Source organism: Arthrobacter sp. 131MFCol6.1 (genome assembly GCF_000374925.1).
Lineage (GTDB): Bacteria > Actinomycetota > Actinomycetes > Actinomycetales > Micrococcaceae > Arthrobacter.
The window spans coordinates 88,885-102,016 of sequence record NZ_KB895544.1; the positions used below are offsets into that span (position 1 = coordinate 88,885).

Consider the following 13,132-nt stretch of genomic DNA (forward strand, 5'->3'; position numbering starts at 1 on the left):
TTGAGCCATGACATTCACAGACCAGGCCACAGGAACCCTGCCCCGCACCGCGGCGACGCCGGCCGGCCCGGCGGCACCCGAGACACCCCCGGGGCTTGCGCTGGCCGACGCGCCCGCTCCGGGCCCGTTCGCCGGGGCGCTTACCGGCCCCGGCGCCCGGCGCACAGCCATCGATACGCGCGCCAGCACGCCCCTGCTGGACGTCACCATCCCCGTCTTCAACGAGGAACGGGACCTCGAAGCCTGCCTGCGCCGGCTCCACGCCTACCTGCTCGGCGCCTTCCCGCACTCCTTTCGGATCACCGTGGCGGACAACGCCAGCACCGACGGAACGCTGAAGGCCGCGGAACGCGTAGCCCGCGAGCTGCGCGAAGTGAAGGTGGTCCATATGGCCGAAAAGGGCCGCGGAAACGCACTTCGCAATGTGTGGCTGGCCTCGCCGTCGCCGGTCCTGGCGTACATGGATGTGGATCTTTCCACTGATCTGGCGGCCCTCGGACCGCTCCTTGCCCCGCTCATCTCGGGGCACTCCGACCTGGCGATCGGGACGCGGCTGACCCGCAACTCCCGCGTGGTCCGCGGTCCCAAGCGGGAATTCATCTCGCGCAGCTACAACTTCCTGCTCCAGGCCCTCATGGGCGCCCACTTCAGCGATGCACAGTGCGGCTTCAAGGCGATCCGGTCGGACGTGGCCCGGCAACTGCTCCCCCACACGCTGGATAACGCCTGGTTCTTCGACACCGAGCTGCTGGTCCTGGCAGAAAAGTGCGGCCTGCGCGTCCACGAAGTGCCGGTGGACTGGACCGACGACCCGGATTCCAGCGTGGACATCGTTCAGACCGCCCTCGCGGACTTGCGCGGCATGGCACGGTTGAGCCGGGACCTGGTCTCGGGCCGGATCCCGGTTCCCGACCTGCGCGCCGCCCTGGCCCGCGGACCGCTGCCGGCCGCCGCCCGGGCCCAGGAACAAAGCCCCGGCGGAAGCCTCTTCGGACAACTCGTCCGCTTCGGCAGCATCGGGGTGGCCTCCACCCTGGCCTACCTGGCGATTTTCCTGCTCTGCCGCGGGTTCATGGACCCGCAGCTAGCAAATTTCCTCGCGTTGCTCACCACCGCCGTGGCCAACACCGCCGCCAACCGGCGCTTCACGTTCGGCATCCAGGGCAGCAGCCAGGCCGCACGCCACCACTTCGAGGGACTGCTGGTCTTCGGCATCGGGCTGGCCCTGACCTCTGGCGCACTCGCCCTCGTTCACGCCGCGTCGGGAGCAGCACCGGACCGCTGGCTTGAACTGCTCACGGTCACCGCCGCCAACCTGGCCGCCACAGCCGTGAAGTTCCTGCTGTTCCGGCTGGTGGTTTTCCGCCACCGGCCCACCACTGCCGTTCCGGCGTCCGGCGCCCCCGATCCTTCCCTCCCCCGCACAGAAAAGGCCAAGTAAATGACGGCAACCATCAGCCCCACCGCCGGAGCCGAGAGCGGCTCCCCGGCCGGCAGCACCCCAGCCGCCCAGGAAAGGCCCCGCCCGGTACCCGGAGACGGCGGGCCGGCGCCCCAGCTGCCCGCGTCCCAGGCCCCGGCAGCCCAAGGCCGCCGGGACCGGCTGCTGTTCGGACGGCAGCCCCGCTGGGTGCGTCCCTCGGCAGCGCTGCTCCTGGTGGTCACCGCGGCGTTGTATCTGTGGAATCTGGAGGCCACCGGCTACGCCAACTCCTTCTATGCCGCGGCGATCCAGGCCGGGACCAAGGACTGGACCGCGCTGCTCTTCGGCTCCCTCGACGCCGGCAACGCCATCACGGTGGATAAACCGCCGGCCGCCCTCTGGATCCCCGCCCTCGCGGGACGGATCTTTGGTTTCTCGGCCCTGAGCATGCTTATTCCCCAGGCGCTCATGGGAGTGGCCGCCGTCGGGCTTCTCTACCTGACCGTCAAGCGGGTGTCCGGGCCGGCCGCTGGCCTGCTCGCCGGCGGCGTCCTGGCGCTGACCCCAGTGGCCGCCCTCATGTTCCGGTTCAACAACCCGGACGCGATGCTCACCCTGTGCCTGGTGCTGGCGGCTTACCTCACCACCCGCGCCATCGAGAAGGCCGGCTGGAAGTGGCTCGCCGCGGCCGGCGCGGTGATCGGCCTGGCGTTCCTGAGCAAGATGCTGCAGGGCTTCCTGATCGTTCCCGGGCTGGCCCTGGCCTACCTGTGGGCGGCGCCCACCACCCTCGGCCGCCGGCTCGTGCACCTGCTGGCCGCCGCCGCCGGGATCGCCGTCGTGGCCGGAAGCTACATTGTGCTCTTCCAGCTGACCCCGGCCTCGGTCCGGCCGTACATGGCGGGGTCGGAGACCAACAGCTTTCTGGAACTGACGTTCGGCTACAACGGCCTGGGCCGGATCACCGGATCCGGTGGCGGGATGCCGGGCGGAATGCCGGGCGGCAACGCCGGCGGCCCGGGCGGCAGTGGCAACGTCGGCTTCGGCGGCGCCGCCGGGATCACCCGGATGTTCGGGACCAGCTTCGGCGGCGAGGTGTCCTGGCTGCTGCCGGCGGCCCTGATCCTGCTGGTGGCCGGGCTGTGGTTCACCCGGCGCGAGGCCCGGACCTCAAAAACCCGTGCGGCGCTCCTGCTGTGGGGCGGCTGGCTGGTCCTCACGGCCGGAATCTTCAGCTTCATGAGCGGCACCGTGCACCCGTACTATGCCGTGGCGCTGGCCCCCGCCATCGCGGCGCTGGCCGGCATCGGTTCCCTGGAACTGTGGCGGGGCCGGGCCTACTGGCCCGCCCGGGTTGTCCTGGCCGTGACGGTGCTGGCCACCTCGGTCTGGTCCGCCGTGCTCCTGGGCCGCGATCCGGCCTGGCTGCCGGGGCTCCGGGTGATCATCGTGGTCCTGGGCGTCCTCGCCGCCGCGGCCCTGCTCCTGCGGGCGGACGGCATGGCGGCTCTCCCGGCACGGTTCCGCAAGGCCGCCACGGCCGGGGTCGTGATCCTCTGCCTGCTCGCCGGCGGGCTCGGAAGCACCGCGTGGACGCTGGCGACCGTCGCCCAGCCGCATTCCGGTTCGATCCCGACCTCCGGCCCCACCGCGTCCGCGATGGGCGGCGGCTTCGGGGCCGGCCGGGCCGGCAGCGACGGCGCGGGCAGTGACGGCATGGGCGGCGGCCCCGGCGGGGAAACGTCCTCGGCGGAGCTGACCGCGCTGCTGCAGTCCTCCGGCGCCAAGTGGTCCGCGATTGTCTCCGGCGCCACCCAGGCCGCGAGCCTGGAACTCGCCACCGGCACCAGCGTGATCGCGCTCGGCGGCTGGAACGGCGGCGACCCCTACCCGACGCTCGCACAGTTCCAGGCGATGGTGGACCGCGGCGAGATCGGTTACTTCATTTCCGGCGGCATGGGCGGCATGGGCGGGGGCCGCGGAGGCAACTCCGAGGTCGCCACCTGGGTCGCGGCCAACTACCAGGCCCAGACCGTGGGCAACGCCACCGTCTACAAGCTGGGAGCGTAGGCCGCCATGACTGACACCCTGAGCCCGGGCCCCGGCACGGCGCCGGCCCGCACGCCGGGGCCGCCGCCGCCGCAAGTCCCGGAAGGCCGTCGGCGACTGGAGCGCCCGGCTGCCGGCGGCACGCGCGCCGTCCCTGGCGCCCGGGCGCTGCGGCAGCGGCTGGAACTGGCGGGCCTGCTGCTGGCCACGGCCGTGCTGTACCTCTGGAACCTCGGCGCCTCCGGCTGGGCGAACGCGTTCTACTCCGCGGCGGCCCAGGCCGGGTCACAGGACTGGACGGCCTGGTTCTTTGGCTCGTCCGACGCCGCCAACGCCATCACCGTGGACAAGCCGCCGGCGTCGCTGTGGGTGATGGGGCTGTCGGTGCGGATCTTCGGGCTGAGCTCCTGGAGCGTCCTGGTGCCGCAGGCGCTCATGGGGATCGGCACGGTCTGGCTCCTCTATCTGGCCGTCCGCCGGGCCGCTGCCCCCGCCACGGCCGACGCCGGCCTGGCCCACCGCGCGGGGCTCCTCGCCGGTGCGGTCATGGCGCTGACACCGGTAGCCGTGCTGATGTTCCGGTTCAACAACCCCGACGCCCTGCTGGTGCTTTTGATGACCGCGGCCGCCTACGCCGTGTTGCGGTCCATCCAGGACGCGCGCGTGCGCTGGCTGCTGTTCGCCGGGGTGCTGCTGGGCTTCGGGTTCCTCACCAAGCAGCTGCAGGTCCTGCTGGTTGTCCCCGGCTTTGCCGTGGCCTACCTGCTCGCGGCGCCGGCAGCGGCGGGCAGGCGCGTTCTTCACCTGCTCGGCGCCGGGGCGGCGATGGCCGTCGCCGCCGGGTGGTGGCTGGCCGCCGTCGAACTCATTCCGGCGGCGGACCGCCCGTACATCGGCGGCTCTCAGAACAACTCCATCCTGGAGCTGACCCTGGGCTACAACGGCCTGGGCCGGCTGAACGGGGATGAAACTGGGAGTGTGGGCGGCAGCAACGGCTGGGGCACGCCCGGGCTGTTCCGGCTCTTCAACAGCGAGTTCGGCGGCCAGATCGCCTGGCTGCTGCCCTCGGTGCTGCTGCTCGGAGCGGGCCTGCTCTGGCTGGGCCGCCGCGCGCCGCGCACCGACCCGGTACGGGCTTCAGTGATCATCTGGGGCTCCTGGGTTGCCGTCACCGGGCTGACGTTCAGTTTCATGGCCGGGATCATCCACCCGTACTACATGGTGGCGCTGGCACCCGGGATCGCCGGGCTCGCCGGGCTCGGCGGCGTCCTGCTCTGGCAGCGGCGGAACCAGCCCGTGGCGGCGGCCGTCCTCGCGCTGGCGATCGTGGCGGCCGGGGCCGTGGCCGCCGAACTCCTGGTCCGCACCGCGGCGTACATGCCGTGGCTGCGCTGGGTGGCGCTCCTGGGCGCGCTCACCGCTGCCGGCCTGGTGCTGGCCGCCGCGGCCCCGGGGGCTAGGGGGGTCGCGGGGGTGAAGGGCAGGGGCATGTTGGCATCCAGGACGGTGGCGCGTACGACGGCGGCGCTCGCCGTCGCCGCCGCCCTCGCCGGGCCGCTGGCCTACTCGCTGTCCACCGCGTCCACGGCCCACAGCGGCTCGATTGTCAGCGCCGGGCCGGCCGTTTCCGGCCGGGGCGGGGCCGGGATGCCGCCGGCCCTCGGCGGTGCGGCGGGAGGCGGCTTCGGCGGCGCCACGGCGGCAAACGGCAACGGGACTGGCGCCGGCACGGGCATCGGCCGCGGCCAAGGGGCGGGCGGAATGGGCGGCCTGCTCGGGGCCAGCACGCCGTCGGCGGCGCTCGTGACCGCGCTGCAGACAGACGCCGGGGCTTATACGTGGGCCGCCGCCGTCGTCGGATCCAACAACGCCGCCGGCTACCAGCTGGCGACGCAGCTCCCGGTGATGGCCGTGGGCGGGTTCAACGGCACGGACCCCGCGCCGACCCTGGCGCAGTTCCAGCAGTATGTGGCCGACGGCAAGATCCACTACTTCATCGCCGGGCGCCTCATGCAGGGCGAAAACGGAGCCAACGATGCCGCACAGATTGCCGCCTGGGTGCAGGACAATTTCACGGCCCAGACCGTGGGCGGGACCAGCGTGTACCTGCTGGCACGCTAGGCCAGCGGCGTCGCCGTCGCTAGAAGGTGAACGACAGGGTGCGCAGGCCGGCGCCGGTGACGTGCGTAGTCAGGGTAACCGCGGAGTAGTCGGGAATGTGGAGGACACCGTCCGGCAATTCGCCGGCGTTGGGCCCCACCGCCACGGTCCGGACGCCGGCGGCGACGCCCGCGGCGATGCCGGCCGGGGCGTCCTCGAACACCACCGCGTCGGCCGGGGCGACACCCAGCAGGGAGGCCGCCCGGAGGTATCCCTCAGGGTGGGGTTTGCCCCGCATGACATCCTCCGATGTGACCGAGACGGCCGGGACGGCGATCCCCGCGGCCGCCATCCGGACCTCGGCCAGGTCCCGTGACGCGCTCGTCACCAGCGCCACGGCGTCCGGCGGCAGGCTCGCCAGCAGCTCCGGGGCGCCCGGCACCGGAACAATGCCCCGGGTCTCGGCCAGCTCCATCCGGCCGAGCTCGGCCGCGAGGGCCTGGATGTCGGAACCGGCCGGGGCAAACCTGCGCACCGTGTCCATGGCCTGGACCCCATGGGAGGAGCGCAGGATCTCGCCGATGTCCAGGCTGTAGCGGGCCGCGAACGTGGTCCAAACCTGCTCCACGATGCTGGTGGAATCCACCAGCGTGCCGTCCATGTCGAACAGGACGGCGCGCGCGGTCAGGGTGGTGGTGCTGGAACGGGATGGAAAGCTCATGCCTCCATCCTGCCGCATGGCCCCGCCCAACCCGTTGGCCGGCGGCCTGCCGCGCGCAGCCTGCCGGGATCAGCCGTTGGGCCGGTGGGGGATGTACTGCACCGCCCATTTGTTGCCGTCGGGGTCGGCGAAGTGGACAAAGTGCCCCCAGTCCTGGACGTCGACGTCGCTGACGTCCACGCCGTTGTCCTTGAGCTGCTTGTGCGCGGCCTGGATGTCGCTGACCACAAGCTGCAGGCTGGGGGCGGTCCCGGGCGGGGCGTCGTTGAGGCCCTCGCCGATCGCAATCGAGCAGCCGGAGCCCGGCGGGGTCAGCTGGACGAACCGGAGGCCCTCCATGGGCCGTTCGTCGTAGTCGGCGTTGAAGCCCACCTTGTTGACGTAGAAATCCTTGGCCCGGTCCACATCGGACACCGGCACAAACACGAGTTCAAGTTTCCAATCCATGGCGCACAGGCTAGCGCGGTCCGCGGCGAGGCGGAAGGTGTCCCGGGCGGAGCGTGCGCTAGCCCGCGATGCCGTACAGGCGGTCTCCGGCGTCGCCCAGGCCGGGCACGATGTAGGACTTCTCGTTAAGCTTCTCGTCGATCGAGGCCAGGACGATCGTCACGTTGGCTTCGGACAGTTCTTCCTCCAGCTTGGCCAGGCCCTCCGGGGCGGCGAGGAGGCAGATGCAGGTGACGTCGGAGGCGCCCCGCTTGAAGAGGAACTTGATGGCCTCGCGCAGGGTTCCGCCGGTGGCAAGCATGGGATCGAGGACGAAGATCTGCCGGTCCGTGAGGTCCTCCGGGAGGCGCTCGGCGTAGGTGATGATGTCCAGGGTCTCTTCGTCGCGGGCCATGCCCAGGAAGCCGACCTCGGCGGTGGGGACCAGCTTGGTCATGCCCTCGAGCATGCCGAGCCCGGCCCGGAGAATCGGGACCACCAGAGGGGTTGGCTTGGTGAAGGCGGTGCCGACGGTGGTGCTGACGGGCGTCTCGATGGTCACCGGTTCGGTGCGGACGTCACGCGTGGCTTCGTAGGCCAGGAGCGTGACGAGCTCCTCGGTGAGCTGGCGGAAGACCGGGGACGGGGTGTTCTTGTCCCGCAGAACGGTGAGCTTATGGGCGACCAGCGGGTGGTCCACAACGAGAGTGCGCATGGGTCAAAACTATCACCCGGATGCTGAGGACCGTCCCGCTGGGCCGGGGGTATCGGCGTCGTTCGCGTCGGCCTGTACCGTGCCGCCGGCAGTGCCACCAGCAGTGGCGCTGGCGGCACCGTTATGGAGGTGGGCGGGATGCTCGAAGGTCGGCGCGTCGCCGGCGTGTTCCCGGCGCCGCAGCGCATGGAAGAACCGGTGCGCCATGATCACAATCCCCACCCAGGCCAGCCCGATGACCCAGCCGACGATCACGTCGGTCAGCCAGTGATGGCCCAGATAGACCCGGCTGAGGCCCATCGCGACGATGAAGATCACACCCGCGGCGATCAGGCCGATCCGGGCGCCGGTCCGTTTGATCTGCAGGCAGGCCAGGTACACCACGAGGGCGATTACCACTGTGGTGTTGAGCGTGTGACCGCTCGGGAACGACGGCGAGGTCTCGTAGGGCGGCACGGCGTCGGCATGGTCCGGGCGGACGCGGCCGATCATTTTCTTGCCCAGGGTTGTGGCAGTCACCGACGCGGCGGCCGCGCCGCCGATCAGGATCAGCGGCCGCCAGCTCCGGGAGGTGAAGATCAGGAGCGCCGTCAGGATGCTGCCCAGGATGGGCATCCCGATGCCGCCGCCGATGTTGGTGAACCCGGTGATAAAGGCGTCCAGGCCGGGGCTGCGCAATTGTTCCATGAACGCCAGGGCTGGCTTGTCCAGGTTCGCGAGGCCGGCGTCGTCCACCACGTTGTCGTAGACCTCGGCACTCACCAGCGCCAGGATCACCACCACCACGCCGCCCACCAGCATGGTGATCCAGAGGGCCGCGTACGGCACCACCCATTTGCCCCAGCGATGCGCCAACCAGTTCTCTGTTCCGGTGGTCACGGCCGTCTCCCGACTACTTGTCTACATTAACTACTTGTCTAAATTAACTACTTGGCCGCACAGCCGAGCTGCACAGCATGCTTAGGATCGAAACTATCATTGACCCATGACTGCCCCTGAGCCCCGCCATGCCCAATGGATGAGCCTTGCCCTGGCCGAGGCCCGGAACGCACTGGCCACCGCGGACGTGCCGATCGGCGCCGTCGTGATCGGACCGGACGGTTCCGTGTTGGGCGCCGGGCGAAACGAACGCGAGGCTCTGGGGGACCCGACGGCGCACGCCGAGATGGTCGCCATCCGGGAGGCCGCCGCGCGGTTGCGGGCGCACCGGGCGTTGGAAGGCAAGGGCGACGACGGCTGGCGGCTGGAGGACTGCACCCTGGTAGTGACGCTGGAACCCTGCGCGATGTGCGCGGGAGCGATCGTCCTCGCCAGGATTCCGCGGGTGGTGTTCGGGGCCTGGGATGAGAAGGCCGGCGCCGCCGGTTCCGTGTTCGACATCCTCCGCGAGCGCCGGCTCAACCACTGGGTGGAAGTCATTGCGGGCGTCAGGGAGCAGGAGTGCGCCGCGCTCCTGCGGGAGTTCTTCGCCGGGCACCGCGCCTGATCCGTTCCGGCTAACTCACGCCGCTAGCTAGCCGTACCGGCGGCCGGGGACCCTGCCTCGGCGGCTCCTGCAGCTGCCGCGAGCCCATCGATCCGCTTCTGCCGGGAGGCCGGCGAGTCCAGGCTGAAGGCCCGGAAATCACCGAGGTCCTCGCGGATCCAGGCTTCCACCTCGGCGATCCGCTGCGTCACGGCGGGCGTGGGGCCGTGGAACAGCCAGGGCACGATCCTCTCCTTGGCGGGATCGTACTGCCAGAGTCCGATGATCCGGCCGCGGTCCAGGATCGGGTGGTCCGGGAGATCGGCCTGCAGCGCGAGCGACCCCAGCGCCGGCTTGTGCAGGTCCCCTTCGGCCAGCAGGTCCGCCGCGTTGCGGCGCAGCAGGAACAGGGAGTCCGTTCCGGCCAGCAGCTGGATCTGTTCCCCAGCCGGCTCCTCGAAGGCGGCGAGGCTGCCGACGTCCTCCGGCAGCATCCACAGCGGGTCGCCGCCGGCGGTGGCCAGTGCGGTGGGCACCTCGACGGCGCCAACGGCGGCGAGCGCCGCCTTGCTTTGCGCCACGGTGAATCCCGTGAACCACTGCGACTGTTTGAACGTGGCTCCGCCGGTCCAGCCCAGGTAGCGGCGGATCAGCTCGGTGCGCGCGTCGTCGTCGTCAAGATCGCTGGGCGGCAGGCCCCAAGGCTGGTAGGCGTAACGCTGCTGGTCCAGGCGCCCGTTCGCCGGGACCCGGCGGATCCGACCGTCCGACTGCAGGATCCCCAGGGCGGTAGGCAGCGTGGTGGTGGCGCCCTTCTTCTTGCCTTCCTCTCCCAGGTTGCGCACTGAATCGCCGAGTTCGTCCTTGAGCTGCCGCGGATCCATGGGCCCGTCCGCTTCGGCGAGGGTGTGCAGCACCTGCTCTTCCAGAAGCGTGATCTCACCGCGGTCCACGCCGAGCCGGCCGACCACTTTGAATGCCGACTCGGCCGCGTCCCGGCCCAGCTGAAGCGCCCAGGCAAAGTCTTCGCGGCCCAGGACGTACGTGCAGCCGCGGGCGACGGGAAGTTCAAGGATCCGGTGGGCGAGGACGTCGGCGTCCACCTGTTCGCGGCGGATGCCGGCGCGGGCGAAGAGAGTGAGGTAGGGGTTGGCGCCGCCCACGGACCGAGCCCAGCCTGCCCGGGCGAGGACCTGCTCGGCCGTGCAGCCGGCCAGCGAGCCGTCCAGGCCCTGCCGGTGCCAGGACCATGCCCGGAGCCGCTCCGGGGTCAGGCTCTGCGGCTCCGGCAGATTGGCGGGCTCTTCTACCGACGGCGATTGCGTGGCGACAGGGTGGGTGCTCATGGGCTCATTCTCCAACAGCTTCTCTGTCAGCGGTATCAAGAAGCCGTATCAACCCGCGCCGTCTGGTTTCCCGGGGGCCCCGCTTCACCGGTTTCAGTGGTTTCAGTGGTTTCAGTGGTTTCCGCGGGTTCCGCGGGTTCCGTCGACAGGAAGCCCAGAACGGTCCGGGCGGTGGCATCCCAGCCGGGCAGCCGGCCCCGGGCGGCCGCTGCCGCCTCCCGCCAGCGGTCCCTGAGTGCCTCGTCGTCCAGCCAGCGGCGGAGCAGGTCCGCCAGCGGGGCGGGGTCCGTTCCGAGCCCGACGGCGGCGCCCGGCAACCCGGGCCCCGGGAAGTCCGGCGCCGGCGAGTCGGGCGCGGCAGTGCCGGGCAGGGCGCCGGCGGCGAGCGCCTCGACGGCTCCGGTGCCCTCGCGCACCACCACGGGAATGCCGCGGGCCAGCGATTCGGTGACCACCAGGCCGTAGGTTTCGGCCCGGGAAATCAGCAGGCTGAGATCGGCCGCATCCCATTCAGCATCCAGTGCCGGGCCCCGGAGCTCGCCCGGGATGCGGACCCTCCCGGCCAGGCCGAGTCGTTCCAGGGAGGTCCGGAGCTGCGCGGCGTAGGCAGAATCGGCGGTGTCCGAGCCGATGAGGGACGCCGTCCAGGGCACATCCGCGAGCCGGCCAAGCGCATCCAGCAGGAGCGACTGATCCTTGTTCGGCAGCAGCGCCGCCACGGCGATGAGGTGCGGGGCGCCGGGGCCGGCGGACAGGCTGCCGGCCGCGAGCGGGGCGGGCGCCGTCCCGGGCAGTGCGACCCGTAAGCCGTCGAGCCCGTGGCGGGCGCGGATGTCCGCCGCGGCTGAACCGCTCGTGCAGATGACGCCGGCGGCGGCCCGCAGGGCCCTGCGTTCGCGCTCCGGGTGGTCCGGCAGGGGCATGTGCAGCAGGATCCAGACCCTGGCCCCGGCCGCAGCGGCCGCTTCCAGTTCGTCGGGCGCGCCGCAGGCCAGGAGGCTGTCGACCACCGTCACTGTGCCCAAGGTTGCGGAACCGGCAGATGCGGGGCCGACGGTCCTGGCCGGGCCGCCGTCGGGCTCCGCGTGCAGCAGCCTGGCCAGGCGCCGCCGGTCCCCCGCGCTGCCTCCCGGCCAGTCGCCGTCGAGCGGACAGGTTTCCACCGCGGCACCGAGGGCCGCCAATTCGGCGGCGAGCGCCGCGTTATAGACGTTGCCGCCGGAGTTGTGCCGGACATTGCCGGGCACCACCAGACGGACGCGAAGGCTGGCCGGCGGCATCTGCGGCGCCTAGCGGGCGTCGAAGTCCAGCGAGTAGCTGGCCCAGGCATCGGGGGTCTCGCGCAGGGTGACGTCCAGCCCGGCGAGGTCCCGCCCGTCCGTGCCGACGCGGATCTGGGCGGCGACGGCGTCGGCGATGTACCGGGCGAGGGCCTCGGTGGTGCTCAGCTTGCCGGAGAAGTCCGGGTGCTCGTCGAGGTTCTTGTAGTTCAGCTCGTCCAGTACCTCGTCCACTGCGTCCCCCGCCGCGCCGATGTCCAGGACGATCGCGTCGTCATTGAGTTCACGACGGCGGAACGTCACCTCCGTGACGAACGTGGCTCCGTGCAGGCCCTGGGCCGGGCCGAAGACCTCGCGCGGAAGGCTGTGGGCGATCATGAAGTTGCGGCGGACGGTCAGACTAAACACGGGCTACCTCGTGGCTTCGGTGGGCTGGTCAGTGGATTTGAATTCGGCGGGCTGGGTTTCGACGGATTGCGCGACGCTGGATTGGGCTTCGGTGGACGGGTACTCAATGACGTGGCAGAGGGCATCCAGGGTCCCGTCGGCGAGCCGCTGGACGACGCCGGGGAGTTGCGCGAACGGCGAGGATCCGGTCAGGAAGACGTCAAAGACCGGGTCCTGCAGCAGAGACACGGCGAGCGCGAGGCGCTCGGCGTTGGTGCGGCGGTGCCTGCGGGCGCGGGCCACCATCCCCACCTGGCTGGCCCGGATGGACAGGCGGCGGGCATGGAAGTCCTCCCCCAGCGGGAGTGTGACCAGCCGGTCGGCGTACCAGGACATTTCGATGATGTCGCCTTCGTCGCCCACCAGCTGCAGGCTCCGTTGCAGGCCTTCCTGGGACGCGGAGCAGTGGATCACGATGTCGCAGTCCGGGAGGGCGTCATCGGGGTGGCTGAAGTCGACGCCGAGGGCGGCGGCGAACGCACGCTTGGCAGGGTCGACGTCGATCAGCTGCAGCCGTGCGAGCGGAAAGCCGGCCAGGAGCCTGGCCACCATGCCGCCGACCAGTCCGGCCCCGATCACGGCGACGCGGTCGCCCAGGCGGGGCCCGGCCTCCCAAAGGCCGTTGATCGCGGTTTCCACGGTGCCGGTGAGCACCGCGCGGCGGGCCGGGACGCCGTCGGGGATCGCCGTGAGGGATTCTACCGGGACTATGAAGCGGTCCTGATGCGGGTAGAGGCAGAAGACAATTTTCCCGGCCCAGGCCTCCGGCCCTTCCTCGACCACCCCCACGGTGAGGTAGCCGAACTTCACCGGGTACGGGAACTCCCCCGCCTGGTTGGGGGCGGCCATAGCACCGGCGACGCACTCCGGGACACTCGCATGGTGGACCACCAGCTCGGTGCCCTTGCTGATCCCCGAATACAGGGTCCGGACCAACGCCTCGCCGGGTCCGGGGGCGGGCAGGTCCTCGCACCGGAGCTCGCCTTGTTCCGGGCCGACGGTCCAATAGGCGGTGGCGGTGGTGTGCCGTTCAGAAGTAGTCATTGTGCTTACGAATCTAGTGCCCGCACAGTTCGCCGGGAAGGGTGCAGGGTTCCGGCGAGTCGGCGAACGGCTGCCGTTGGGGCTCGTTTTGTGGATGGGCGCCTTGCTCCGGTACC

12 protein-coding genes are annotated in these 13,132 nt (G+C 71.0%); 4 read left to right on the forward strand and 8 right to left on the reverse strand.

From position 1 onward, the window contains the following. Positions 1–7 precede the first annotated feature (7 nt). From C566_RS0110365 to C566_RS0110375, 3 genes are read left to right on the forward strand one after another with little or no spacing between them, the layout of a single operon-like run. Positions 8–1,441 carry a bifunctional glycosyltransferase family 2/GtrA family protein gene (locus C566_RS0110365; protein ID WP_018774269.1) on the forward strand — a complete coding sequence of 478 codons (1,434 nt, stop codon included), beginning with the start codon at positions 8–10 and terminating at the stop codon, positions 1,439–1,441. Further along, positions 1,442–3,493 (forward strand): glycosyltransferase family 39 protein, encoded by a 2,052-nt coding sequence (locus C566_RS0110370; RefSeq protein ID WP_018774270.1) that lies wholly within the window; start codon positions 1,442–1,444, stop codon positions 3,491–3,493. A gap of 6 nt (positions 3,494–3,499) precedes the next feature. After that, the gene (locus C566_RS0110375; protein ID WP_018774271.1) at positions 3,500–5,593 is read left to right on the forward strand and encodes an ArnT family glycosyltransferase; all 2,094 of its coding nucleotides are present in this window, start codon (positions 3,500–3,502) and stop codon (positions 5,591–5,593) included. A gap of 19 nt (positions 5,594–5,612) precedes the next feature. On the opposite strand, the gene C566_RS0110380 is transcribed toward C566_RS0110375, so the two are convergent. The 4 genes from C566_RS0110380 to C566_RS0110395 form a co-directional block, all read right to left on the reverse strand. Further along, positions 5,613–6,293, reverse strand: a complete 681-nt coding sequence (locus C566_RS0110380; protein WP_018774272.1) for an HAD-IA family hydrolase — start codon at positions 6,291–6,293, stop codon at positions 5,613–5,615. 69 nt (positions 6,294–6,362) lie between these two features. After that, positions 6,363–6,740, reverse strand: a complete 378-nt coding sequence (locus C566_RS0110385) for a glyoxalase superfamily protein (protein WP_026266579.1) — start codon at positions 6,738–6,740, stop codon at positions 6,363–6,365. Positions 6,741–6,798: 58 nt separating this feature from the next. Next, the gene (upp, locus tag C566_RS0110390) at positions 6,799–7,434 is read right to left on the reverse strand and encodes a uracil phosphoribosyltransferase (protein WP_018774274.1); all 636 of its coding nucleotides are present in this window, start codon (positions 7,432–7,434) and stop codon (positions 6,799–6,801) included. Positions 7,435–7,446: 12 nt separating this feature from the next. Further along, positions 7,447–8,313 carry a phosphatase PAP2 family protein gene (locus C566_RS0110395; RefSeq protein WP_018774275.1) on the reverse strand — a complete coding sequence of 289 codons (867 nt, stop codon included), beginning with the start codon at positions 8,311–8,313 and terminating at the stop codon, positions 7,447–7,449. A 106-nt stretch (positions 8,314–8,419) separates the two neighbouring features. On the opposite strand from C566_RS0110395, the gene C566_RS0110400 reads away from it, so the two are divergent. Further along, positions 8,420–8,920: a nucleoside deaminase gene (locus tag C566_RS0110400; RefSeq protein WP_018774276.1), complete on the forward strand. Its 501-nt coding sequence runs from the start codon at positions 8,420–8,422 to the stop codon at positions 8,918–8,920. 23 nt (positions 8,921–8,943) lie between these two features. Here C566_RS0110400 and C566_RS0110405 read toward each other — a convergent pair whose 3' ends face one another. From C566_RS0110405 to C566_RS0110420, 4 genes are read right to left on the reverse strand one after another with little or no spacing between them, the layout of a single operon-like run. Continuing rightward, a complete protein-coding gene (locus C566_RS0110405) occupies positions 8,944–10,245 on the reverse strand; it encodes a DNA glycosylase AlkZ-like family protein (RefSeq protein WP_018774277.1) in 1,302 nt (433 codons plus the stop codon). Between the two features lie 35 nt (positions 10,246–10,280). Further along, a complete protein-coding gene (locus tag C566_RS21325; protein ID WP_018774278.1) occupies positions 10,281–11,525 on the reverse strand; it encodes a glycosyltransferase in 1,245 nt (414 codons plus the stop codon). A gap of 9 nt (positions 11,526–11,534) precedes the next feature. Then, on the reverse strand, positions 11,535–11,933 hold the full coding sequence (locus C566_RS0110415) for a 6-pyruvoyl trahydropterin synthase family protein (protein ID WP_018774279.1): 399 nt from the start codon (positions 11,931–11,933) through the stop codon (positions 11,535–11,537). Positions 11,934–11,936: 3 nt separating this feature from the next. Then, positions 11,937–13,016 carry a hypothetical protein gene (locus C566_RS0110420; RefSeq protein ID WP_018774280.1) on the reverse strand — a complete coding sequence of 360 codons (1,080 nt, stop codon included), beginning with the start codon at positions 13,014–13,016 and terminating at the stop codon, positions 11,937–11,939. Positions 13,017–13,132 lie beyond the last annotated feature (116 nt).

What these genes read in the sequence shown, in the direction of transcription:
- C566_RS0110400 (WP_018774276.1), top strand. Translation starts at nt 8,420, where the DNA reads ATGACTGCCCCTGAGCCCCGCCATGCCCAATGGATGAGCCTTGCCCTG.
- C566_RS0110365 (WP_018774269.1), top strand. Translation starts at nt 8, where the DNA reads ATGACATTCACAGACCAGGCCACAGGAACCCTGCCCCGCACCGCGGCG.
- C566_RS0110375 (WP_018774271.1), top strand. Translation starts at nt 3,500, where the DNA reads ATGACTGACACCCTGAGCCCGGGCCCCGGCACGGCGCCGGCCCGCACG.
- C566_RS0110405 (WP_018774277.1), bottom strand. Translation starts at nt 10,245, where the DNA reads ATGAGCACCCACCCTGTCGCCACGCAATCGCCGTCGGTAGAAGAGCCC.
- C566_RS0110420 (WP_018774280.1), bottom strand. Translation starts at nt 13,016, where the DNA reads ATGACTACTTCTGAACGGCACACCACCGCCACCGCCTATTGGACCGTC.
- C566_RS21325 (WP_018774278.1), bottom strand. Translation starts at nt 11,525, where the DNA reads ATGCCGCCGGCCAGCCTTCGCGTCCGTCTGGTGGTGCCCGGCAATGTC.
- C566_RS0110385 (WP_026266579.1), bottom strand. Translation starts at nt 6,740, where the DNA reads ATGGATTGGAAACTTGAACTCGTGTTTGTGCCGGTGTCCGATGTGGAC.
- C566_RS0110380 (WP_018774272.1), bottom strand. Translation starts at nt 6,293, where the DNA reads ATGAGCTTTCCATCCCGTTCCAGCACCACCACCCTGACCGCGCGCGCC.
- C566_RS0110370 (WP_018774270.1), top strand. Translation starts at nt 1,442, where the DNA reads ATGACGGCAACCATCAGCCCCACCGCCGGAGCCGAGAGCGGCTCCCCG.
- upp (WP_018774274.1), bottom strand. Translation starts at nt 7,434, where the DNA reads ATGCGCACTCTCGTTGTGGACCACCCGCTGGTCGCCCATAAGCTCACC.